Annotated in this window: 22 protein-coding genes; 8 read left to right on the top strand and 14 right to left on the bottom strand. The window is 70.8% G+C overall.

Translation table 11 applies throughout. The features are described 5' to 3' along the window. Nucleotides 1–144: 144 nt before the first annotated feature. The 3 genes from ACLBX9_RS29025 to argJ are packed head-to-tail and all read right to left on the bottom strand — an operon-like array spanning nucleotide 145 to nucleotide 2,524. Nucleotides 145–573 carry a (deoxy)nucleoside triphosphate pyrophosphohydrolase gene (locus ACLBX9_RS29025; RefSeq protein ID WP_039893346.1) on the bottom strand — a complete coding sequence of 143 codons (429 nt, stop codon included), beginning with the start codon at nucleotides 571–573 and terminating at the stop codon, nucleotides 145–147. Continuing rightward, nucleotides 570–1,277, bottom strand: a complete 708-nt coding sequence (locus ACLBX9_RS29020) for an SIMPL domain-containing protein (protein WP_447721336.1) — start codon at nucleotides 1,275–1,277, stop codon at nucleotides 570–572. The genes ACLBX9_RS29025 and ACLBX9_RS29020 overlap by 4 nt, the downstream gene beginning before the upstream one ends. Then, a complete protein-coding gene (gene argJ, locus ACLBX9_RS29015) occupies nucleotides 1,274–2,524 on the bottom strand; it encodes a bifunctional glutamate N-acetyltransferase/amino-acid acetyltransferase ArgJ (RefSeq protein ID WP_447721335.1) in 1,251 nt (416 codons plus the stop codon). The genes ACLBX9_RS29020 and argJ overlap by 4 nt, the downstream gene beginning before the upstream one ends. Nucleotides 2,525–2,789: 265 nt before the next feature. Here argJ and ACLBX9_RS29010 point away from each other — a divergent pair, with 265 nt between their 5' ends. Next, a complete protein-coding gene (locus ACLBX9_RS29010; RefSeq protein ID WP_447721334.1) occupies nucleotides 2,790–3,224 on the top strand; it encodes a histidine kinase in 435 nt (144 codons plus the stop codon). 297 nt (nucleotides 3,225–3,521) lie between these two features. Here the strand turns inward: ACLBX9_RS29010 and ACLBX9_RS29005 are convergent, their stop codons facing one another. From ACLBX9_RS29005 to ACLBX9_RS28970, 8 genes are all read right to left on the bottom strand, one after another. Next, a complete protein-coding gene (locus ACLBX9_RS29005; RefSeq protein WP_447721333.1) occupies nucleotides 3,522–4,325 on the bottom strand; it encodes a TetR/AcrR family transcriptional regulator in 804 nt (267 codons plus the stop codon). 102 nt (nucleotides 4,326–4,427) lie between these two features. Beyond that, entirely contained in the window at nucleotides 4,428–5,216 is a 789-nt protein-coding gene (gene proC, locus ACLBX9_RS29000; RefSeq protein ID WP_010684287.1) for a pyrroline-5-carboxylate reductase, read from the bottom strand. Between the two features lie 38 nt (nucleotides 5,217–5,254). Then, the gene (locus ACLBX9_RS28995) at nucleotides 5,255–5,764 is read right to left on the bottom strand and encodes a YbjN domain-containing protein (protein ID WP_447721332.1); all 510 of its coding nucleotides are present in this window, start codon (nucleotides 5,762–5,764) and stop codon (nucleotides 5,255–5,257) included. Nucleotides 5,765–6,054: 290 nt separating this feature from the next. Further along, entirely contained in the window at nucleotides 6,055–6,339 is a 285-nt protein-coding gene (locus ACLBX9_RS28990) for an accessory factor UbiK family protein (protein WP_010684289.1), read from the bottom strand. Nucleotides 6,340–6,478: 139 nt separating this feature from the next. After that, the gene (locus tag ACLBX9_RS28985; RefSeq protein ID WP_010684290.1) at nucleotides 6,479–6,724 is read right to left on the bottom strand and encodes a hypothetical protein; all 246 of its coding nucleotides are present in this window, start codon (nucleotides 6,722–6,724) and stop codon (nucleotides 6,479–6,481) included. A 133-nt stretch (nucleotides 6,725–6,857) separates the two neighbouring features. Further along, complete coding sequence (locus ACLBX9_RS28980) at nucleotides 6,858–7,574, bottom strand: PhoH family protein (protein ID WP_010684291.1); 717 nt, start codon at nucleotides 7,572–7,574, stop codon at nucleotides 6,858–6,860. A 419-nt stretch (nucleotides 7,575–7,993) separates the two neighbouring features. Then, complete coding sequence (locus ACLBX9_RS28975) at nucleotides 7,994–10,351, bottom strand: ATP-dependent helicase (protein WP_447721331.1); 2,358 nt, start codon at nucleotides 10,349–10,351, stop codon at nucleotides 7,994–7,996. Nucleotides 10,352–10,472: 121 nt separating this feature from the next. Continuing rightward, nucleotides 10,473–13,361, bottom strand: a complete 2,889-nt coding sequence (locus ACLBX9_RS28970; RefSeq protein WP_447721330.1) for a phosphoenolpyruvate carboxylase — start codon at nucleotides 13,359–13,361, stop codon at nucleotides 10,473–10,475. Nucleotides 13,362–13,481: 120 nt separating this feature from the next. On the opposite strand from ACLBX9_RS28970, the gene ACLBX9_RS28965 reads away from it, so the two are divergent. Next, the gene (locus ACLBX9_RS28965; protein ID WP_010684294.1) at nucleotides 13,482–13,784 is read left to right on the top strand and encodes a hypothetical protein; all 303 of its coding nucleotides are present in this window, start codon (nucleotides 13,482–13,484) and stop codon (nucleotides 13,782–13,784) included. Beyond that, complete coding sequence (locus ACLBX9_RS28960; RefSeq protein ID WP_447721329.1) at nucleotides 13,781–14,473, top strand: hypothetical protein; 693 nt, start codon at nucleotides 13,781–13,783, stop codon at nucleotides 14,471–14,473. The genes ACLBX9_RS28965 and ACLBX9_RS28960 overlap by 4 nt, the downstream gene beginning before the upstream one ends. 5 nt (nucleotides 14,474–14,478) lie before the next feature. Here the strand turns inward: ACLBX9_RS28960 and ACLBX9_RS28955 are convergent, their stop codons facing one another. Next, nucleotides 14,479–14,844 (bottom strand): ComEA family DNA-binding protein, encoded by a 366-nt coding sequence (locus ACLBX9_RS28955; protein ID WP_010684296.1) that lies wholly within the window; start codon nucleotides 14,842–14,844, stop codon nucleotides 14,479–14,481. A gap of 227 nt (nucleotides 14,845–15,071) precedes the next feature. Here ACLBX9_RS28955 and rpmF point away from each other — a divergent pair, with 227 nt between their 5' ends. Continuing rightward, nucleotides 15,072–15,260: a 50S ribosomal protein L32 gene (rpmF, locus tag ACLBX9_RS28950; protein WP_003601373.1), complete on the top strand. Its 189-nt coding sequence runs from the start codon at nucleotides 15,072–15,074 to the stop codon at nucleotides 15,258–15,260. A 600-nt stretch (nucleotides 15,261–15,860) separates the two neighbouring features. On the opposite strand, the gene phaR is transcribed toward rpmF, so the two are convergent. Beyond that, a complete protein-coding gene (gene phaR, locus ACLBX9_RS28945; RefSeq protein ID WP_010684298.1) occupies nucleotides 15,861–16,451 on the bottom strand; it encodes a polyhydroxyalkanoate synthesis repressor PhaR in 591 nt (196 codons plus the stop codon). A 326-nt stretch (nucleotides 16,452–16,777) separates the two neighbouring features. Here phaR and ACLBX9_RS28940 point away from each other — a divergent pair, with 326 nt between their 5' ends. The 3 genes from ACLBX9_RS28940 (at nucleotide 16,778) to ACLBX9_RS28930 (ending at nucleotide 19,916) form a co-directional block, all read left to right on the top strand. Then, the gene (locus ACLBX9_RS28940; RefSeq protein WP_447721328.1) at nucleotides 16,778–17,962 is read left to right on the top strand and encodes an acetyl-CoA C-acetyltransferase; all 1,185 of its coding nucleotides are present in this window, start codon (nucleotides 16,778–16,780) and stop codon (nucleotides 17,960–17,962) included. A 113-nt stretch (nucleotides 17,963–18,075) separates the two neighbouring features. Continuing rightward, on the top strand, nucleotides 18,076–18,804 hold the full coding sequence (gene phbB, locus ACLBX9_RS28935) for an acetoacetyl-CoA reductase (protein ID WP_010684300.1): 729 nt from the start codon (nucleotides 18,076–18,078) through the stop codon (nucleotides 18,802–18,804). Between the two features lie 872 nt (nucleotides 18,805–19,676). Continuing rightward, the gene (locus ACLBX9_RS28930) at nucleotides 19,677–19,916 is read left to right on the top strand and encodes a hypothetical protein (protein WP_447721327.1); all 240 of its coding nucleotides are present in this window, start codon (nucleotides 19,677–19,679) and stop codon (nucleotides 19,914–19,916) included. 212 nt (nucleotides 19,917–20,128) lie between these two features. On the opposite strand, the gene ACLBX9_RS28925 is transcribed toward ACLBX9_RS28930, so the two are convergent. Beyond that, a complete protein-coding gene (locus tag ACLBX9_RS28925; RefSeq protein WP_447721326.1) occupies nucleotides 20,129–21,355 on the bottom strand; it encodes a glycerophosphodiester phosphodiesterase family protein in 1,227 nt (408 codons plus the stop codon). A gap of 99 nt (nucleotides 21,356–21,454) precedes the next feature. On the opposite strand from ACLBX9_RS28925, the gene yddG reads away from it, so the two are divergent. Beyond that, on the top strand, nucleotides 21,455–22,366 hold the full coding sequence (gene yddG / locus ACLBX9_RS28920; protein ID WP_447721325.1) for an aromatic amino acid exporter YddG: 912 nt from the start codon (nucleotides 21,455–21,457) through the stop codon (nucleotides 22,364–22,366). Nucleotides 22,367–22,539: the final 173 nt, after the last annotated feature.

The raw sequence follows: 22,539 nt of genomic DNA, 5'->3' as shown, positions 1-22,539 counted from the left end.
CCTCGGGATCCGCCGTCCTTGCGAGCGGAGCGAAGCAATCCAGCGGCGCTCCGCACACGCGAGGTCGCGCTGCCCTGGGTCACTTCGCTGCGCGCGTGATGACGGAGGAGACGCGTCAGCCGAAGCGTCCAAACGGAAATCGGATCAGACCTCCAGGAGGTCGATCAGGAACGGGATCAGCGGCGCGTCGGCGGGGGGCATCGCCAAGTCGCGCAGGGCCCTCGGCCGGACCCATTTCAGCGCCTGACCCTCCATGGACCGCGGCGTCCCCGTCCAGCGCCGGCAGACGTAGAGGGGCATCAGCAGGTGGAAATCCGGGTAGGCGTGGCTCGCGAAGGTCAGCGGCGCGAGACAGGGCTCCTCGACGCGGATCCCGAGCTCCTCCGCCAGTTCCCGGATCAGGGTCCCCTCCGGACGCTCGCCGGGCTCGACCTTGCCGCCGGGAAACTCCCACAGCCCGGCGAGCTGCTTCCCCGCCGGGCGCTCGCTGACGAGCACGCGGCCGTCAGCATCGACGAGGGCCACCGCGACCACCAGGAGCAGGCGGAGGGCCGGCTGTCCGGGCGCGCTCACGGCATCACCGCGAAGCTGGCCGAGACCTCGGAGGACAGCTGGAGCGTCCCGGCCTCGATCGGGACGCGCCGGCCCTTCGGCATGGGCGCCGCGAGCGCGCGGGACATCACCGGCATCGGCGCCGCGCCCCCGGTGCTCAGCGTGCAGAGCGGACCGAGCTTGGCGCCGACCGCGTCGGCGAGGGCCTCGGCCCGCACCCGCGCGTCCCGTGCCGCCGCGAGCTGCAGGGCCAATTCGGCCTTGTCCGGGTCGCGCAGACCGAAGCTCACGCCGTCGATCCGGTTCGCGCCCGATTCGAGGGCCTGCCGGAGCAGGTCGCCGAGGCGATCCATGTCGCCGAGGCGGACGCTCACCATGTTGCCCGCGCGGTAGCCGTCGGGCTCCTCGGTCACCGCCCCGCCGGGGCGGGTCACCGAGCGGGTCGCCGCCTGCAGCGACACGGCGGCCGTGCCGATATCGGCCGGCGGCACGCCGAGGGCGCGCGCCTGCGCCGAGAGGCCGGCCACCGCCTTCGAGGCCGCGTCGAGGGCGGCCGCCGCGGTCGCGCCGCGCGCCTCGATCCCGACCGTCACCTCGGCGAAGTCCGGCGCCCGGGTTTCCGCCGCCCGCCCGACGACGCTGATCTGCCGCTTGCAGGCCGAATCGTCGGCCTGCGCCCGCGCGGCCATGGCCGCCAGGATGGCGCAGGCGAGGGCCGCCCTCACGAGCGGTAGTCTCCGTTGATCTCGACGTAGGCCTTGGTCAGATCGCAGGTCCAGACACGGGCCTTGCCGTCGCCGAGTCCGAGATCGACCCGGACTTCGATCTCGGGCTCGCGCATCACGGCGCTCGCCGCCGCCTCGCTGTAGTCCGGGTCGCGGGCCCCCTGGACGGCCACCCGCACGTCGCCGAACCAGATCGCCAGCCGGTCCCGGTCGGCGGGCTCGCCGGCCTTGCCGACCGCCATCACCACGCGGCCCCAGTTGGCGTCCTCGCCCGCCACCGCGGTCTTCACCAGCGGCGAGTTGGCGATCGACATCGCGATGCGATGCGCGGAAGCGTCGCTCTCGGCACCCGTGACCCGCACGGTGACGAACTTGCGCGCGCCCTCGCCGTCCTTGGCGACGAGCTGCGCCAGCTCGATCAGCAGGCTGTCGAGCGCCGCCCGGAAGCCGGAGAGGCGCGGATCGCCGGGATCGGTCACCGCCGCGTTGCCCGCCTTGGCGGTGGCGAACAGCATCAGGGTGTCGGAGGTGGAGGTGTCGCCGTCCACCGTCACGCAGTTGAAGCTGGTCTTGGTGCCGGCCGACAGCAGGGCCTGCAGAACCCCCTGGGGCAGGGCGGCGTCTGTGAAGACGAAGGACAGCATCGTCGCCATGTCGGGGGCGATCATGCCGGCGCCCTTGGCGATGCCGTTGACGGTCACGCGCACGCCGTCGATCTCGGCGGTCCGGGTCGCGAGCTTGGGGAAGGTGTCGGTGGTCATGATGGCGCGGGCCGCCGCGGCCCAGGCCGCCGGTCCGGCCTCGGCGCGGGCCGCGCAATCCGCCAGCACGCCCTCGAACCGCTCCGCCGGGAGCGGCTCGCCGATCACGCCGGTGGAGGCGACGTAGACCGCGCGCGGATCGCAGGACGCGGCGTCCGCGGCGATCGCGACGGTGCGCGCCACCGCCTCGCGGCCGACCCGGCCCGTGAAGGCATTGGCGTTGCCGGAATTGACCACGAGCGCCCGCGCGCTCCCGTGGCCGAGCGCCTCCCGGCACCAGTCCACCGGGGCGGACGGACATTTCGAGCGCGTGAACACGCCCGCCGCCTGCGTGCCGTCCTCCAGGGCGACGTAGAGCACGTCGGTGCGGCCGCTGTAGCGGATCCCGGCCTGGGCGGTGGCGAGGCGCACCCCCGGCACGGGCGGCAGGTCTGGCGTCGTGGCCGGCGCCAGGGGAGAGACGGGCGGGGATTTCGCGGACGACATCGGCTCGGGCTCCGGCACTGCGCGGCTCTGAGTCGCCGCGGTCCTTGAGTCCCCGCGGCGGGCCGGTGTTGCCCGCGCACCCCCCGCGGCGTCAACCGCGAGCCAAGCCGACGATCCCGGTCCGTGCGGCATCCGCGCCGTGCAGCCGCGCGGGCCGGTCCGGCGCACCGGTTAAACCTCGTGCAGGCTTGGTACGGGCTTGCGTGCGGATTGTATCCCAGACTAGCATGCTGCATCGCAACGCCAGCCCGAAGTCGAGTGCGGAATGCCCCCAGCCGACGTCGAGACTGACCCCGGCAGCTTGCCCCAGGGCAGCTGCTATCGGATCCAGGTTCTGGTGGTCGGCCGGCACAAGCGCTGGCGCGACGCGGTGTCGGCGCAGGTGCGGATGCTGGGCTATCAGGTCACCGCCTGCGACCGCGGCGTCGACGCCATGGGCGTCCTGGCCCTCGGCCTGCCCGTGGACGTGATGGTGGTGGACGCGGCCCTGCAGGGCGGCCTGTGCTGCGCGCAACTGGCGGTCGAGGCGCGCACCCTGCGACCGGGCCTGCGCATCGTCGTCGCCGGCGACCCGGCCGACGCGCCGGAGCCGAAGGTGTCGGCCCGGATCCCGGACGCGCTCCTCGTCCCGCACGATCAGTTCCAGAACGGGATGATGGCGAGCCTGATGCGCGAAGCCCTGGCCAATCGCGCCGCCTGAACCGGGCGGTTCGCGGCGCTGCGCAATCGGGCTGCACCCGAGCCGCCGCTCACGAATCATGTGGCGTCGGATGGACGTCAACGCCGAGCACCTCACCGCCCGGGAAGAGGCACGTCAGAGGATCGAGGCTCTCTCCGGGCGCGCGCTCCACCGGGGATTGTCGAGAACGCCACGGCCATGACGTCCGCGCTCGAGCGTCTGGAGCTCAATGGCACGCCACTGCTGACGGCAAGGCGAAGCCTGCGCGAGGCGGGCGATGCCCTCGCCCGCCAGATGCCGGATGTCCCGTCAGCGACGCTAGATCGCCGCGGCGGGATCCGTCTCGTCGCCGTCATCGCGGTCGCGGCGCGCGCGCGGGCGACGGTCCAGGAACGAGCGCCCGAGGGCCCGCAGAGGGGCCGTGAGCCGCCGGACATCCTCGGCCCGCTCCATGATGCGCTCGCCGCTGCGGATCTCCTTGTCCAGCCGCGCCATGGTCCGGGCCAGGGCCGGGTCGTCGTCGTCGAGCCAGACCTGTGTGACGCGGGCGAAGGCGATCACCACGCCCTGGAGCTTGAACTGACCGAGAGGACCCTCGGTGTCGATCCCGGCCGCCGCCAGCATGTAGCGATGCGAGTTCAGCATCACGCCATTCAGCGCCAGCATCGCGAGCGGCTCGCCGCGGAGCGCATAGGCGATCCGGCGCAGGGCCGGCTTGTAGGGCTCCATGGCGTCGAGGCGGCGCATCAGCACGTCGAACAGGCGCTCGCGGGTCGGCTCCTCTTCGAGGCCCGCGAGGTCGCCCTCCAGGACCTTGCGGTCGATGATCCGGGTCAGTCCGCCGAGCACGGCGCCCTTCGACGGGAACAGGTCCCGCAGCTCGGCGAGGGTCAGTCCGGCCTCGCGGGCGATGTCGCTGACCTCGATGTCGTTCCAGGGCTGCTCGGCGGCGAGCCGCATCAGGGCCTCGACGGCGGCCTCCCGGGGCGGAAGCTTCGGTGGGCTCTCGCTCTGGCCGACGCTGTCCCGCGCCGCGCTGTCCTTCACGGCCTCGAGGGAGGCGGCCGCCTGGGCGGTCGCACCCTTCCGGGTGCGCTTCGACGGGGCTTTGCTCTCGGTCATCGGTCTGTCGCCCGCTCCTGTCGGTCGTCGGGCCTCATGTAGGCAGGGCGCCGCCGAAGGGCAGGGTCATCGCGCGACCTTGCCGCACGGCGCAAGCTCCGCTCAGCCGGAGAGTTCGCCCGCCCGGCGCTGGGCCGCCGCCACCGCCTCCCGCATCAACGCCCCGAGGCCGTCGGGGCGCATTAGGACGTCGAGGGCCGCCGCCGTGGTCCCGCCCGGCGAGGTGACGTTGCGGCGTAGCTCCGCGGCCTCGGCCGGGCTCGCCGCGAGTAGCGCGCCGGCACCCACCACGGTCGCCCGGGCGAGGTCGCGCGCCACGTCCGGTGCGAGCCCCGCGGCGACGCCCGCTTCGGCCAGCGCTTCCGCGAGGAGAAACACATAGGCTGGACCGGAGCCGGACACCGCCGTCACAGCATCGATCTGCGTCTCGTCGGCGAGCCAAGCCACGGTCCCGTTGGCGGCGAGCAGCGCCTCGGCAGCGGTCCGCTGCCCGGGCGCAACCTCGGGATTGGCGTAGGCGCCGGTGGCGCCCCGGCCGATGCTGGCCGGCAGGTTCGGCATCGCCCGGACGACGGCCCGGGCCCGGGGGAGCCGCCCGCGCAGGTCGGCGACGGTCTTGCCGGCCAGGATCGAGACGAGGAGCGTGTCGCGGCCGATGAGCCGGTCGAGGGCGGGTGCGGCCCCGTCGAGGCCCTGCGGCTTGATCCCCAGGACCAGCACGGCTGCGGGCTCGGGATCCGGCGGGTTCAGTGCGACGCCCCGGCCCGCGCACAGGTCCGCGATTTCGCGGGTGGGAACGGGATCGATGATGGTCGCGCGGCGCGGATTCAGCCCCGCGTCCAGCCAGCCGGCCAGCATGGCGCCGCCCATCTTGCCGGCCCCGGCCAGCATCAGGGAGGCGGGCATGCCGGTCCCGGTCGGCGACGCCGTCACGCCTCGCCTTCTGTCTCGAACAGCACGGCGTCGAGCGACTCGCGGGCGCTCTTGCCCGCCCAGAGCACGAATTGAAACGCCTGGAAGTAGCGCTCGCAGGTGTCGACCGCGGTCTTCATCATGGTCGCGCATTGCGGGTGAGTCGGGACCGCCCCGCCGGTCAGCAGCAGCGCGTGGCGGAACATCACCACGCTGTCGGTCGACCAGAGATCGAAATGACCGACCCAGAGCTGCTCATTGATCAGCGCGACCAGACGCATCACCTCGGTCCGCTGCCGCTCCGGCACCTTGAGGTCGAACGCGCAGGCGACGTGGAGGGCCTCCACGTCTTCGATCCAGGTGAAGGCCACATTGTAGTCGGTCCATCGGCCGGGGCTCGTAACCGACATCTCGTCGGTCTCGGCCCGATCGAAAATCCAGTCGCGCAGGGACGCAAGACGTTCGACGACGTCCAGTGGATGCTCGTTCCGGTCCGGATCGTGGAAGTCGACGTTGAGAAGCGGCATGACGATCCAAAAGGACGGCCCGGGCGATGCCAAGCCTGACGTGACGGTGACACGAATCCGGAGCGTGAGAACACTCCGAGAACTTGAACGGCCGGCAGATCGGCGCCGGTGGTGATGCGATCGACTGTCAAAGCTCCGAAGACATCGCCCCGCGGCCCTCGAATCACCCTATGCCTGACTATAGACCGGCCGTGACTCGCGACACAAAGTGCTGGCCCCGTTCAGTGAACAGGAAACCGGATCGTCGACGCCGCTTCCTGTGTAAAAGCCGTCGGCGTTGCCGAGCGGACTCAGACCACCTCGCTCAGGCCCGCGGCGCCCGCGCCGGCGCTGCCGGACTTCGCCTCCAGCGCGGCCACGCGCGCCGACAAAGCCTCGTTCTGGGCCTGCAGATTGGTCACGAGGTCGCGCAGCACGTCGAGTTCTTCCCGCGAGGCGATGTCGAGATCGCGGACGACGCGCTCAAGCTGCGCCTTGACCACGGTCTCGGCCTCGCGCCGGACGCCCTGGGCGGCGCCGGCGGCGTCCGTCATCAGCCGGGCGAGATCGTCGAACAGTCGGTTGGAGGGGGGCATCCTGGTCTCCCGGATCGGCCGGCTGCCGCGACGGCCGCCTGGCTGCACGATTCGAGGCGACGAGATAGGAATCTTCCCGGGCGCGAGCAACGCCCGAGGCGGCGAAACGGGGCCGGTCGGCCCCGTCCGCTGCCGAAGATCACATGCGGTGCATGCGGCGGTGCATCCGGTGCCGCATCATGCGGCGCTCCATCCGGCGGTGCATCATGCGCCGCTCCATGCGACGGTGCATCATCCGGTGCTCCATTGGGGTCATCCGGACCTGGGTCACCGCGTCGGGAGCGGCGACGGCACCCGGCATGGCCGGAGCCGCGGAGGCCGGCTGGACGAGGGCGGCACCGCCGAGGGAGGCCAGGACGGCGAAGGCGAAGGTCAGTTTCCTCACGAGGAGACTCCAATTCTCTGATGGCCGGGTATGAAGCCCGGTTCATCCTCCCGGATGGGAGGTGCGGAGAGTCGTCTCGTGCCAAGAGGCGGCACGGCGGGCCGGCGAGGGCCCGCCGCCAACAACTGCCGGATCAGAGATTCGTTTCCTCAAACGCCTTCACCCATTCGGCGCAGATGCCCGAGCGGACGATGTCGTTGCGGGTGAACTCCACCACCGGGATCGGCATCATCCGGCTCTTGATCAGATGCATGACGGTGCGCAGCCCCGATGTCTCGCGCAGGTCGGTCTGCGAGACGTCGCCGTTGATGATGACCTGGCAATCGTCGCCGATGCGGGTCAGGAACATCTTGATCTCGTTGACGGTGGTGTTCTGCGCCTCGTCGAGGATCACGAGGCAGTTCTTGAAGGTGCGGCCGCGCATCACCTCGAACGGGACGATCTCGATGTCGCCGGTCTTGAGGGCGATCTCGAAGGCGGCGGCGCCCATGCGCTCCTTCATGGCCTCGGTGAGCGGGGCGACCCACGGGGCGATCTTCTCCTCGAGGGTGCCGGGGAAGTAGCCGAGCGAGCGGCCCGAGGGCACGTTCGGGCGGGTGATGACGACCTTGGCGATGCGGCGCTGGCGGAGCTGGTCGGCGGCGCGGGTCCCGGCGATGAAGGTCTTGCCGGTGCCGGCGGGGCCCAGGACGATCACCTGGGGCGAGCGGGCCAGGGCGTCGAGATACTCGGCTTGGCGTTCGGTGAGCGGCTGGATGGGAGCGAGATTGCGTTCTTCGTCGAAGCGTGTGCGGTGAATGCGGGACGTGCGGTCTTCAACAAGTTCAAGTCGTGCGCGGCGTCTCTTCATGGATGTACACTCCAACGGGACTAGCCAACCTGGATCTGTCGCTGAACTGCCGTTTACCTGCTTGCTCCCGGCTCTACTCGTTTGCGGAACTCAATACCGGCCCCGGGCCGAAGGTTCCGTCCCGCGCTCGTCCGCCTGTGGAGAGCGTCACGACGTTCCGTGCGCGGCCGAATACGCGATGCAACTGGCGCACCAGCGCGATTCGCGCCCGACGATTGCGCGCCGGGTGTGACTAGGGGGTGACGGTTGGTGGAGAGGCTTCGAAAAAGCCGCGTCGCTGGCGCGGATGCATCAGGTTCGGGACGGGGAGGTCGCGGTAACGCGGCATCCGGCACGGTCACCATCCTCCCCGCCCGCAGGGGCGAAGCCGGCCGACCCTGCCGCCCTGAGACGTCCGGGCTTGGTCGGCGGGACGGGCCTCATCCGGCCTGGACGAAGCTGTCGAGGACCATCTTCCGACCGGCCTTGTCGAAGTCAACGGTCAGCTTGTTGCCGTCGACGGCCGCGACGGTTCCGGGCCCGAACTTGGTGTGGAAGACCCGCTGACCGCCCTGGAACGCGGACGGCGCGCCCGAGGATTTTGCGATCAGCTCGCCCTCGATCTGGCGGGGGCCGCCGGACCGGCCGCCGGGCGCCGACCCAAAGCCGCCACGGGTGCCCGCCTGCGCGGTGTTGGCCTGCGCCCGCTGCCAGCCCGGCGTGCCGTAGCTCGACCCGAACGGCGTGGGGTTGCGGTCGAACCGCGAGGCACCGGCGGAGAAATGGGCGGGCGCCTCAACCACGTCCACGGCCGATTCCGGCAATTCGTCGATGAACCGGGACGGGATGGTCGAGGACCAGAGGCCGTGGATGCGCCGGTTCACCGCGAAGGAGAGCTTCGCCCGCTTGCGCGCCCGGGTGAGCCCGACATGGGCCAAGCGCCGCTCCTCCTCAAGGCCGGCCCGGCCGCTCTCGTCGAGCGCCCGCTGGCTGGGGAACAGGCCGTCCTCCCAGCCGGGCAGGAACACGGTGTCGAACTCGAGCCCCTTGGCGGCGTGGAGGGTCATCAGGGAGACCCGCTCGGCCCCCTCGGTCTCCGAGGCCTCCATCACCAGGGAGACGTGCTCCAGGAAGGCCGCCATGTCGGGGAATTCCTCCATGGAGCGGACGAATTCCTTCAGGTTCTCCAGCCGGCCTGCGGCGTCGGCGGAGCGGTCCTTCTGCCACATCTCGGTGTAGCCGGACTCTTCGAGGATGATCTGCGCGACCTCGCTGTGCGGCTGGGATTCCACCAGCCGCGCCCAGCGGGAAAAGCTCTCGGTCAGCGCCCGCAGGGTGGAGCGGACCCGGGGCTTCAGCTCGTCGGTCTCGCACAGGCGCTGGGCGGCGATCCGCAGGGGCACCCGGTTGGCGCGACCGTAGCCGTGAAGCTGCTGCAGGGTGGCGTCGCCCAGCCCGCGCTTCGGCGTGTTCACGATCCGCTCGAAGGCGAGGTCGTCGCTGACGTTCACGGTGGCGCGCAGATACGCCAGCGCGTCGCGGATCTCGGCCCGCTCGTAGAAGCGCGGGCCGCCGATCACCCGGTAGGGAAGGCCGAGCTGGACGAAGCGATCCTCGATCTCGCGCATCTGCGCGGAGATCCGCACCAGCACGGCGATCTCCGACAGGGGGTGCTTCTTGGACTGGAGCGACTCGATCGACTCGGCGAGCAGCCGCGCCTCCTCCTCGGAATCCCACGCGCCCGTCACGGTGACGCGCTCGCCCGGCTCGTCGTCGGTGCGCAGGGTCTTGCCGAGCCGGCTCTCGTTCCGGGCGATCAGCCCGGAGGCGGCGGCCAGGATGTGGCCGGTGGAGCGATAGTTGCGCTCCAGCCGCACCACCACGGCGCCGGGGAAGTCGTGCTCGAAGCGCAGGATGTTGTCGACCTCGGCGCCGCGCCAGCCGTAGATCGACTGGTCGTCGTCGCCCACGCAGGCGATGTTCTTGCGATTTTGCGCCAGCAGTCTCAGCCAGAGGTACTGGGCGACGTTGGTGTCCTGGTACTCGTCCACCAGGATGTAGCGGAACCGGTCCTGGTAGTTGGCCAGGACGTCGGGGTTCTCCCGCCAGAGCTTGAGGCAGAGCAGCAGGAGATCGCCGAAATCGACGGCGTTGAGCGTCGCGAGCCGGGCTTGGTAGGCGGTGTAGAGGGTGCCGCCCTTGCCGAAGGCGAAGGACGACGCCTCGCCGGGAGGCACCTGCTCGGGGCCGAGGCCGCGGTTCTTCCAGCCGTCGATGGCGTGCGACAGGGCCCGGGCCGGCCAGCGCTTCTCGTCGACGTTCTGGTCGAGGATGACCTGCTTCATCAGCCGGAGCTGGTCGTCGGTGCCGAGGATGGTGAAGTCGGACTTCAGCCCGACCAGCTCGGCGTGGCGGCGCAGGATCTTGGTGCCGATGGCGTGGAAGGTGCCGAGCCAGGGCATGCCCTCGCCGGCGGGGCCGATCAGGCTGCCGATCCGGTGCTTCATCTCCCGGGCGGCCTTGTTGGTGAAGGTCACCGCCAGGATGTCGAAGGGCCGCGCCCGGTTGGTGGCGATCAGGTGGGCGATGCGGGTGGTCAGCACCCGGGTCTTGCCGGTGCCGGCCCCGGCCAGCACCAGAACCGGGCCCTCCGTGGTCTCGACCGCGCGGCGCTGCTCGGGGTTGAGCCCTTCGAGGTAGCCGGCGGCGTCGCGGCGGAGCGCGCCCATGGCGCGGGCGGCGATGGAGGAGGACGGGGCGCCGTCCCCGGCGGGCAGCGCGTGCGGGCGGTTCTGCATCCCGCATCCCTGGACCAAATCGCGAACGGCGTCGAGGCCGTTCGCGGCGGATGCCACCGGAGCGTGTGCGTGCGGCCGGTCTCGCGGGGGGCGATCCCGAAACGCTGGCCGCCCCGGCGCGCTACCCGAACGCGCCGACCTCGTGCTGGATCATCCCGGAGATCTCGCGCACCTGCTCGAACATCCGGCGGATCGGCTCGAACAGGTTGGCGTGCTCGGCCGCGTAGGTGCCGACATCCCGCGGGCCCGCCGGCTCGCCGAAGTTGAGGCCCAGCGTCGGGTCGGGGGTGACCGGGAAGATCTCGTCGAGGAGCTTCAGGCAGCCGTCGATATCGAGGCGCAGGAACCGCTCCAGCAGCTGCTCGCGGGAGATGCCCGCCTGCGGCCGGAAGCCCGGGATGTGCACCGCCAGGAACCAGATCCGATGGATCAGGGCGAGGCGGAGCGCGTGCAGCAGCGTCAGCCGCGCCGACATGCCCGGCAGGTCGGGGGCGGCGGCCGTCAGGGCGAGCCAGTCGCGGGTCAGCCGGCCGAACAGGCTCCGGAGCGCGGAGGCGAGGTCGAGCCGCTCCAGGGCGCCCGCGATCACCACCAGCTCGTCCCGGCGGAAATCCTTCTGCGTCCGCCGCGCCCGCTCCAGCCACACGGCCGGGTCGAGGGTGTCGATGTAGGCGCGCAGCACGTCGAGGTCGCCCACGGAGGCCGCGTGCTGGACCAGCCGGAAGGCCCGGGAGAAGCGCACCGAGTCGCGGCGCATGTCGCGGAACAGGTCGGGGCCGCGCTGGGCGGCGCGGCCGATCCCGTGGAGGGAATTCGCCAGGAAGCCGAGCTGGTGCAGGATCGCGTTGTTGGGGATCGCCCGAATCTGACGCGGATGGGTGATGCGGGCCGGCCCGCCATTGTCGCTCTGGCGCGCCACGGGGCGGGAGCCCGTGCGGTCGATCAGGCTCGGGCCGAAGGTGCCGAGCAGGGCGGCGTAGCCCGAATCGTCGACCAGCGCCTCCATGTCCTGGCGGGCCGCGGTGAAGAACTCGAGGGCGAAGTCCGGCTCGGAGTAGATCGGATCGTCCGCGGGATCCGCCTCCCGCGGGCCGTCGTTGAGGGCGTAGTCCGAGAAGCTGTCGTCCTCGGCCACGTCCAGGGCGTAGACGTGCTCGGCGATCCGGTCGACGCTGGCGCGGGCCAGCGCCTCGGTGCCGTAGAGCAGGTAGCCGTCGGTGCCCTGGAAGCTCGATTCGAGCCGCACCTTGATGCCGGCCTTGCGGGCGCGGTCGCGCGCATCCTCGGGCGCGAGGTAGGCGAGGCGGTCGCGCAAGCTGGTCGGATGGGCGCCGCGGCCGATCGATTCGCCGTGCGTGTCGAAGATCGCGAGCTCGATGTCGGCGAGGCCGTTCTGGACCAGCATCTCGGTGATGCGCAGGCGCAGCCGCTCGATCCAGAAGGTGGCGGCGAGTTGGCCGACATAGCGGCCCGAATCGGAATAGCCGAACTGCACGGTCAGCCGGCCGATGCGCTTCAGATATTGGCGCCAGTGCGGGTTGCGCAGAGCGTCGTCGAGCACCCGGATGCCCTGCTCCAGGGCGCTCGCCGTCTCGAACAGCGGTGTGATCTCCAGCTTGTCACTGATCCCGTAGTGGCGCGCCAGCCAGAGGGCGGCGAGCAGCGTGTAGCCGGTCTCGGTCTCGGCGATGAGGAAGCGCACCGGGTGGGTGCCGTCCACGTGCTTGAGGATCTGGGCGATCGTCATCATCAGCCGGGCAGCCGAGGCGCGCTCGGCGGCGAGCGCGCCGAAATCCACCGCCACCGGGCGGACGTCGTTCAGGAGCGCGTGGATCGTGGCGAGGTGCGAGCGGCGCCGCGCCGCGTCGGTGGGCTCACCCTCGAGGTCGATGACCCGGCGGACCGCGTTGTGGATCTGGCTGGCGTTCAGCCGGAAATGCGGCAGGGCGTTCGACAGGCCGTGCGTGGCGACGCCCGACCGCAGGATGGCGATCCGCCGCTGGTCGGCCGGATCCTCCGCCGCCTCCAGGGCCCGGGTCAGCCCCGCCACGAGGATGCTGGCGTCGGTCTGCGCGCGGTCGCGTTCGATGATCAGCGCCAGGGCGAACCGGTGGACCGATTCGAGCGAGGGCTGGTCGCCGAGGCGCGGCGCGACGGCGAGCTGGCGGTTCACCGCGGCCAGCGCGCCCTCGGCGAGCCCGCGGACCTCGCGGCAGGCGGCGATCTCGGGCAACTCGCGCATCACCCGGTCGAACTGCATGCGCTTCGAGATCAGCCGGTAGCGCAGGGTGTCCCACCAGCCGATGTCGGTGCGCCCGTCGGTGTCGCAGCCGACCCAGCTGGCGATGGCGAAGGGGCGGGGCGTCAGCTCGGTCCACCGGTCGGGCCAGCGGGCGCGGGCCGCGTCCAGGAGGGCGCCGTTGAAGGCGTCGAGGGCGAGCCGCCCGTTATTGGCCGCCGCGCAGGCCTGCTCGAACTCCACGTCCAGGGTGATCGGCACGTCCGGCCGTGTGGAGAGCTTGGCGGCGCGGGCGATCAGCTCGGCGCGGGCGGCCTCATCGGGGAGGCTCGCGGCCTCGGCGAGGAGGCCCGCCACGGCCCGCGGCATGCCGAAGGTCGGGTGGGCCGTGAAGACCACCGCGAAGGCGGTGCGGTGGATGAAGCGCGCGAAGTCCGCGACGGCGTCGGGCCGTTCGGGCACGGCGGCCACGAGGCGCGCCGGGATCGCGGCCTGCGGATCCTGCGACGCCGCCGGCCCCGCTTCCAGCCCGACATAGGCCCGCAGCCGCGCCGCCCGCGCGGACAGGGCAGCGGCGCGCAGCCGGACGAACAGGCCTTCGAGGTCGCTAAGCGAGATCTCGTCCCGGTCGAACCGCCGCGTGATGGCCAGCGTCACGGCCAGCACGGGGTTGCGGAACGGATCCTCCCGGGCCTGATCCCGTGCCCCCTCGATCAACCCGAGGAGGTGGCCCTCCAGCTCTTCGGGCTCGCGACTCGGCTGGTGCTGCATCGATCGATCCCGCCTCCGGTCCGCCCGCATCTACCCGGTCCAGCGCACCACGCAAGGAGCGTTCCGCGCGTGACGGTGGGGTGACGGCGGCCCTCCGCGCGGGTTAGAGCTGCGCGCAGCATGGAGCGCCTGCTGATCGTCCTGGCGATACTGATCTTCGCCGTCGCCGTGGTGTCCGTCGTCTCGATGGTGACCCGGAGCCGGCGCGCGCCGCTGCGTCTGGAGACCGAGCTCGACGTCGAGCACGAGGACCTCGTCCTCGGTTCGGTCGGCACGCGCAGGAGCCCCATCGACCGCAGCGCGCAGGTGCTCGATCCCCACGTGCTCGACCTGGAAGCGAACGAATTGGAACCGATCAGAAAGCTCGGCCGGGCGGACCGGGGGGAGGCGTCGCGGCGCGATCGGACGGAGGCCGGACAGTGAGGCCGTTCGCCCGCCTCGCGGCCGCCCTCGTGCTCGCCGCACCAGCCGCCCCGTCGGCCGCGCTGGGCGCGCCCGACGGGGCGGCCCGGCCGGCAGCTGCCCGGGCCGCACCCGTCCAGACCGCACCCGCCCAGGCCGCACCGGCACCCGCCGACACGCCATCCGCTTCGACGCCGCCTCCGCCGCAGGCCCCGAACCCCACGCCGGCGGCCGCGCCCGCCGCCGAGCAGCCCTGCGGCAGCCGGGCGGCGCGCTTCGAGAACGGCAAGGGGTTCAAGATGGTGATCACCCGGGCCGGGGAGATCCGCACGACGAACCCGCTCCGACCCCTGACGCCCGAGGTCAACGAGGTCCTGCAGGTCGTGATCGCCGGGAAGGTCGCGACGGCCTACGGTCCGGATTTCACCACGCTGCGGCGCGGCGGCGCCCCGGCGGGCATCGAGGCCATGCTGGGCGGCCCGATCCACTGGCAGGCGGCCCTGCCGGCGCTGCCCGATCCGATCGTCATCGTGACAGAGGAGGGTACGCCTCTGGCGAAGCTCGCCTTCAAGGCCTGCGACGAGCCACCCGCCGTGAAGGCGCCCAAGGCGGAGGCCCGCAAGAAGGCCCCCGCCCGGCGCGCGGCGCCGAAGGCGGCCGAGAAGACGCCCCCCGGCTTCTCCATGCCGCAGGGGGCGATCGCCGAGTAGGGCGGCTACTTCTGCTTGGCGATGACCTTGTCCTTGATGCCGTCGTAGACGTTCGCCGGGATGATCTTCTTGGAGACCAGATCGTCTTTTCCGCGATAGGGGCGGCCCTTGATGATCGCTGCGGCGCGCGCGGAGCCGACCCCGGGCAGCGCGTCGAGTTCCTCGGCGCTGGCGCTGTTGAGGTCGATGAGCGCGCCCTTGGCGGCGTTCGGCGAGCCGGCGACCGGGGCGCTCGGCGCCACGGGCTTGGCGGGCGCGGCAGGGGACGCCGCGCTGGGGGCCTGCGGCGCCGGGGCCTGAGCGAGCGCGGGCGCCGCGACCAGACTCGAGAGAAGGGCGAGGAGGGCGAGCGTCTTGGTGGGGGAAGCCATGGTGGTACTCCCGAGAGTCGCGGTCCGCAGCGCGGCACCGTCACCTCAGGTTTGGGCTGTCCCGGTTGAACCCGCGCTTAACGGTTGTGCTCCGGCGCCTCTAGCCACGGGCCTGCCCCAGGGCTATAAGCCCGCCCTCATCCGTATCCTGCGGTGTGCGAGGCGATCCTCCATCGAGGAGCCGCCCGCGCGCCGCTTTGTCCGCGGCGTCACGAAGGATCATCACCATGGCCGTTCCGAAGCGAAAGACTTCCCCCTCCCGCCGCGGCATGCGCCGCTCGGCCGACGCCCTGAAGGCGCCGACCTACGTGGAGGACAAGGATTCGGGCGAACTGCGCCGTCCGCACCACATCGACCTGAAGACCGGCATGTATCGCGGCCGTCAGGTCCTCAAGGTGAAGTCCGCCGAGGCCTGAGCCGCGGCGCGGCGGCCGCCGTCCTCAGGCAGCCGCCATCCTCGAAGACGCGAGACGGGTCGCCGGTCCGTCGTTCCGGGCCCTGCTGCGCAGTCCCGGAATGACGTGGACGTGTCTCTAAGACTTCGCTGCTTTCGGAGCGGATCGAAGACCGTCGCCGCGCCGTCTCACGCGAGGCGCCGCGCGGTCTCCGCGTAGGACGCGGCGGCCATCCGGGTCCGTTCCAGGCGCGACGGTAGCAGCGTCGGGTCTCCGGCCGTGAGCAGTTGTGCGACGAAGCCGGCGCGAGGCTTTCCCGCGGCCGCGCGCTCCGCTGTCGCAGGTCTGCCGGCCTCCTCGGATCGTCCCCCATCGATCACGACGAGTGCCCGCTCTGCGGACGATGCGGCGGTTCCGTGTGGTGGCCGCGTGCCCGCCTGTGGCGCCGGCTCTGTCGCGTCGGGCACGCGGCGCGTGGGCCGGACCTGTGCCGGCCCGGGACGGCTGCCTGTTTCGATCCGCACCATCGCCGCGCCCTCCGCACGTTTCCGTGCCGATGTCGCAAAGATGGGGCCGGCGTTTACTAATCGTCAACCATCGATACCGCCGAGCCGGCGATCATTATTTCTTTGCGAGCGCCTCTAGCCGCTGCTGCATCTCCAGCATCTGGCGCTTCAGGTCGTCCAGCTCGCCACCGGCATAGGAGGCGGGGGCCGCGGGAGCCGACGGATGCGCCCCGGCGGCGGGCGGCGCGAAGCCGGTAAACATCTTCATGGCGTCGCCGAAGAAGTTCATGTTGGTGCGGACCTGCTGCTCGATCGCGTTCTGGAACGCGGCCGGCCCGAAGCTCTGGGCGAATTTCTCGCGCAGCCCGTCCTGGTCCTTGGCGAAATTCGCCATCGAGAATTCCAGGAAGCTCGGCACCATCGTGCGCATGCTGTCGCCGTAGAAGCGGATCAGCTGGCGCAGGAAGGCCACCGGAAGCAGATTCTCCGCGCCCGCCTTGTTCTCCTGCTCGAAGATGATCTGCGTGAGCACCGAGCGGGTGATGTCGTCGCCGGTGCGCGCGTCGTAGACGACGAAATCCTCGCCGTTCTGGACCATCGTGGCGAGGTCCTCCAGCGTCACGTAGGTCGAGGTGCCGGTGTGATAGAGGCGCCGGTTGGCGTACTTCTTGATGACGGTCTGGGTGGCCTTGACGGTATCCGCCATCGGGAACGGCCTTTCTGGACTCGGGACCTAAGGGGCGTGGCGGGCAGACCATGCGGCCCGGCGGGGCCGTCTTCGCGCCCGCAACACGATCCTTAAAGCCTTCCAAGGGCGCAGAAAACAGCAAACTGCAACTGTTCAGCGCAGAATAATGCAGGCGATCCGGCCGCTCTGCGCCATTTCAGTCTCGCGATCGCGTCATCCACGCCTTTTCGCGTCTTGTTCGACAACCTTGACTTCGCCGATCCGGCGCCCTTCATCCGAGGTCCGGCTTCAGAGCGCGCCCGGACATCGGAAGGCGCGCCGGCTCGCGAGAGGAGAACGTTCACATGGCAGGCAACGAAGAGATCGTCATCGTCGGCGCCGCGCGCACGCCGGTCGGCTCGTTCGGCGGCGCCTTCGGCGCTGTGCCGGCCCACGAGCTCGGCGCAACGGCGATCAAGGCCGCCCTGGAGCGCGCCAAGGTCTCGCCCGACGACGTCGACGAGGTGATCTTCGGCCAGGTTCTGACCGCCGGCGCCGGCCAGAACCCCGCCCGGCAGGCCGCCATCAAGGCCGGCATCCCCGAGAAGGCCACCGCCTGGGGCCTCAACCAGGTCTGCGGCTCGGGCCTGCGCACGGTCGCCATCGGCATGCAGCAGATCGCCAACGGCGACGCCAAGGTCATCGTGGCGGGCGGCCAGGAGTCGATGTCGCTCTCGCCCCACGCGCAGTACCTGCGCGGCGGCCAGAAGATGGGCGACCTCAAGCTCGTCGACACCATGATCAAGGACGGGCTCTGGGACGCCTTCAACGGCTACCACATGGGCCAGACCGCCGAGAACGTCGCCCAGGCCTTCCAGCTCACCCGCGAGCAGCAGGACCAGTTCGCGACCCGCTCGCAGAACAAGGCCGAGGCCGCCCGCAAGGAGGGGCGCTTCAAGGACGAGATCGTCCCCGTCACCGTCCCGGGCAAGAAGGGCGACACGGTCGTCGACACCGACGAGTACATCCGCGACGGTGCCACCATCGAGGCGATGGCCAAGCTGAAGCCCGCCTTCTCGAAGGAGGGCACCGTCACGGCCGCCAACGCCTCGGGCCTCAACGACGGCGCGGCGGCCATCGTGCTGATGTCGGCCTCCGAGGCCGAGCGCCGCGGCCTGACCCCGCTCGCCAGGATCAAGTCCTGGGCGACCGCGGGCGTCGACCCGAAGATCATGGGCACCGGGCCGATCCCCGCCTCCCGCAAGGCCCTGGACAAGGCCGGCTGGAAGCCGTCCGACCTCGACCTGATCGAGGCCAACGAGGCCTTCGCGGCGCAGGCGCTCGCCGTGAACAAGGACATGGGCTGGGACGACGCCAAGGTGAACGTCAACGGCGGCGCCATCGCCATCGGCCACCCGATCGGCGCCTCGGGCGCCCGCGTCCTCGTCACCCTGCTGCACGAGATGAAGCGGCGCGATGCCAAGAAGGGCCTTGCCACGCTGTGTATCGGCGGCGGCATGGGTGTCGCGATGTGTGTCGAGCGGACGTGATCGGTCTGTAACGTCGGCCCGATCGACAATTTAGACTTAAGGCCAAGATCAGAAAAATTCGCGTGCGGACGCCATCCGCACGCGGCATCACGGGATGCGAACAGGAGGAAACAATGGCTCAAGGACGCGTCGCCCTCGTCACGGGCGGCACCCGCGGTATCGGCGCGGCGATCTCGAAGCGGCTCAAGGACAGGGGCTACAAGGTCGCCGCCAATTACGGCGGCAACGACGAGGCCGCCAACGCCTTCAAGGCCGAGACCGGAATCCCGGTCTTCAAGTTCGACGTGGGCGATCTCGCGAGCTGCGAGGCCGGCATCAAGGCGATCGAGTCCGAGGTCGGCCCGATCGACGTCCTGGTGAACAACGCCGGCATCACCCGGGACGGCGCCTTCCACAAGATGACCTTCGACAAGTGGCAGGCGGTCATCAAGACCAACCTCGACTCGATGTTCACCTGCACGCGGCCGCTGATCGAGGGCATGCGCAGCCGCAACTTCGGCCGCATCATCATCATCTCGTCGATCAACGGCCAGAAGGGCCAGGCCGGCCAGACCAACTACTCGGCCGCCAAGGCCGGCGTGATCGGCTTCGCCAAGGCCCTGGCGCAGGAGAGCGCCTCCAAGGGCATCACGGTGAACGTGGTGGCCCCGGGCTACATCGCCACCGAGATGGTGATGGCGGTGCCGGAGGAAATCCGGAACAAGATCATCTCCACGATCCCGACCGGCCGCCTCGGCGAGGCCGACGAGATCGCCCACGCGGTCGAGTATCTGGCGAGCGACGAGGCCGGGTTCGTGAACGGCTCGACGCTGACCATCAACGGCGGCCAGCACTTCGTCTGATCGTCGCGACCGGATCGTCCTGCGGGCGCGTGCGGCCGAGGCCGGCGCGCCCGTTGTTGTTTGAGCGACCCTGCGTGCGGCGTGCTCCGGCCGAGTCCCTCGAGATCTGACAGCCTGTCTGATGTCGAAAGCCCGGTGCGTTCGGCGGTGGCCGGTCTCCAGTCCGCGCCCTCATCCTGAGGCGCCGGAGCGCAGCGGAGGCCTCGAAGGAGGCCTCCAGAACCCGCAGAGATCCCTGGAGCCCTCCTTCGAGGCCCGCTGGCGCGGGCACCTCAGGATGAGGCTGAGGATTGGAAAATTCAGGTCGGACAGGCTTCACAGAAGAAATCTGTTCGAATGTGCGCCGGTACTCATTCCGGAACCGCGGCAGCTCAGCGTCAGATGACGGTAATCTGATCGCGCCTGTCATGGGACGGCGCGGGTTTTCCCAATGCGTCGGTTCCGTGTGCACGGTTTTGCCCGCCGGACGGGATTGTTCACGTGCTCTGGGGCACGAACAACCCGTGCAGGTCGGTCTAGGTCTCGTTCCGTCGGGTCGCGGATGGCCGCGCCGACAGGAGACCGGGCCACACGTATCATGACCCAGCAGTGTTACGGTAAAGACGACGTTCAATCTGTTCGCGACCACCGTCCTTTGTCTACGCTGTCCGCCGGCGCGTCTGGGCAACGCCGTCCTCACCGCCTTCCGACGGCCGCGAAGATCGCGATGGCCGCGGCCTGCACCCCGGGCCTGCACCGGCAGCGCGCCGTCGCCCAGGCCAACAGCACCCTCCACCGGCAAGCCCAGCTGGCCGAGCGGCATGGATCGCCGGACCCCGACGTGGTTCGGCCTCAACTGCCGCGCCCGCTGACCCGGATCGAAGGAGGTTCCCATGTCTGACGTGACGACGCGCGGCCCGGGCCATCCGAGCCGGATCATCTTCGTGGCGACGTCCTTGTTCGGAGCCGCGGTGGGTTTCGCCAGCGGCGATCTCGTATGGTTCACGCTGGCCGTGATCGGCTGCGCCGCGGTGCTCTGTGTGGGCTACGGCCTGATCCGGCGACGGCTCGGGTGGAAACCGCTGAGCGCCGACTACCTGTTCGACCTCATGCGGGTGCTCGGCCCGTCCTGAGGCGACATCCGGCACGGCCCGCGCGGACGATCCGCGGGGCTCGCCGGACAGCCGTGCCCGCGGCTCGGCCAGGCTCCGATCCCGTTCCCGCTCTAGTGCCCCACCTTCGAGGCCACCATGGCGCTCGACTTGATCATCGCCGGCTGCGTCGTCGTCAACGTCGCGATGGCCGGCTTCTTCGCCCTGGTGGCCCTCTGGGCCGACTGAGCCCGCTACGGCGCGCCGACGCAGTTGGCGTAGAAGGTCGTGGTCGCCGGCCAGTCGGAGAAGACGCCCCGGACGCCGACCTGCCCGTGCAGCACGTCGAGGAGTCGAAGGATGTCGCCGTCCCCGGTCACCACCGGCTTGATCGACTGATAATAGTAGCCCCCGCCATCCTTCAGCGGCCCCGACCGCTCCAGCGACCAAGCGATCAGGTCAAGGCCCGCCTGCTTCGCTGCCCGCACATAGGTGGAGGGCTCGATCGTATCGCCCGGTCCCGGGCGGACCAGCATCCACAGGGGCGGGGACAGGATCCGGACGCCCTTCTGCGCCAGCTCGGCCATGCCGGGCTGCCACGTGGCGGCCTTCTCCGGGTCGAAGCCCTGGGTGGTCTCGTCGCGGTTGTCGAGGAAGATCGCCTGACGGCCGAAATCCGGGTCCTTGTCCAGCCAGTACAGGATGTCCCGGAGCTGGAAGCTCTGCGGGTAGACGTCCGCGGCCGGGATGCCGGCCTGCCTGTACTCGTCGATCAGCTGCTGCGCGTACATGTCCTGGGTGTAGGTGCCGTCGAAGGGCATCGGGACCTGCGGCGCCTTCAGCTCGGGGGTGAACTTCCGGCCCATGCCCTTCACCAGGGCGATGTACTCCTTGTGGGACATGAGCGTGCCGGTGGTGGCGTACAGATCCGTGCGCCAGCGCGGCGTCGCGTTCAGGTAGGCGGCCACCGTCGTGGCCTCGGGGTCGGCCGCGTCCATCTTGCCGTTGAGCGACTTGAACTCGTCGAGGGTCAGGTCGCTGGTGCAGCACTTGGCCGAGGCCTTGCGGCCCCTGGCCGGATCGGCCGGCGTGAAGCCTTGGCTGCATTTCGCCGCGAGCTGGGGCCGGGCCAGGATGTCGGTGGTGGTGTGCAGATCGCACTGGCTGTGGCGGCAGACGAGCTGGCGGTCTTTGGTAAAGGCCACGTCGCACTCGATGATCCCGGCCCCCATCCGGTCGGCAGCGATCAGCCCCTCGCGGGTGTGCTCGGGGAACATGAGCGGCGCGCCCCGGTGCGAGATCGAGAAGGTCCTGGGCGTGTAGGTCCGGTCGACCCCGCAAGCGGCGAGCTTGTCCTTGAGGGGGCCGGGCTTGAGCTGGTCGACGAGGTAGAACGGCCGGGGGCCCAGTTGCGCGGCTTCGCCGGCTCGTGCCGGCCCGACCGCCAGGATCAGCGCCACCGCTGCCAGGATCGCACGCATCGCAGATCTCCCCCGTTCCGAGCCGCCGGTAAAGAGCGGCGGTGACAGCCGGGTGACCCCGGCCTCGCCGACTCGGATGCCGCATGATAGCCGCGGGGCATGAGCCGGTCCGCATCAATCTCCGCCGCCCGCACGCCGAACGCGTCCGCCACGATCGCGGGGTTCGGCGCGATCCTGCTGTGGTCGCTCCTCGCCCTGTTCACCGCCGCCTCCGGCACGGTGCCGCCGTTTCAACTCGCCGCCATGACTTTCCTGGTCGGCGGCCTGTGCGGCTGCGCCACCTGGATCGCCCGTCCGAGCCGCGCGCGGGTTCTGGTCCAGCCCTGGCCGGTCTGGCTGCTCGGCGTCGGCGGCCTGTTCGGCTACCACGCGCTCTACTTCAGCGCGCTCCGGCTCGCGCCGCCGGCCGAGGCCGGGCTGATCAACTATCTCTGGCCGCTGCTCATCGTGCTGTTCTCCGCCCGCCTGCCGGGCTCGGGGGGCTTGCGCCGGGGCCATCTCGCCGGCGCGGTTCTGGGCCTTGCCGGCGTCGCCGCCCTGTTCGCCGGCCGGGGCGACCTGGACTTCGCCGCGGGCGCGTTGCCGGGCTACGCCGCCTCCCTGGCGGCGGCCTTCGTCTGGGCGGGTTACTCGGTGCTCTCCGCCCGGGTCGGGCAGGTGCCGACCGACGCAGTGGCGGGCTTCTGCCTCGTCACGGCCGCGCTGAGCCTCGTCTGCCACCTGGCCTTCGAGACGACGGTCTGGCCGGCCGACGCCGTCCAGTGGGGCGCGGTGCTGCTCCTCGGCCTCGGGCCGGTGGGTGCCGCGTTCTATCTCTGGGACATCGGCTGCAAGCGCGGGGACGTCCGGTTGCTCGGGGTCACCGCCTATGCGGCGCCAGTCCTCTCGACGCTGATCCTGGTAGCGACGGGCTATGCCAGCCCGAGTCCCGTCCTGGCGCTCGCCTGCCTTCTTATCGTGGCCGGCGCGCTCACGGCGGTGCAGGCCTCGCGGGCGGTGCGGCGTGCGTAGGAGAAGTGGCCCGCCGCCTCGACCGAGGGATGGCTACTTCCGAACGCCCGCTCGATCGCCCTACGTTTCAGCTGCGCGGCCGGAGCGCGAACAGTCGTCCGCTCGTCTGCCGGCAGGCAGATCCGTTCACGGAGCCATCACGTCCGGGACCCACGTCACGCCGAACCGATCCG

This window comes from Methylobacterium sp. A49B (assembly GCF_053346215.1).
Note: the sequence above shows the minus strand (reverse complement) of the source record. Positions and strands in the feature narration are given on the sequence as shown.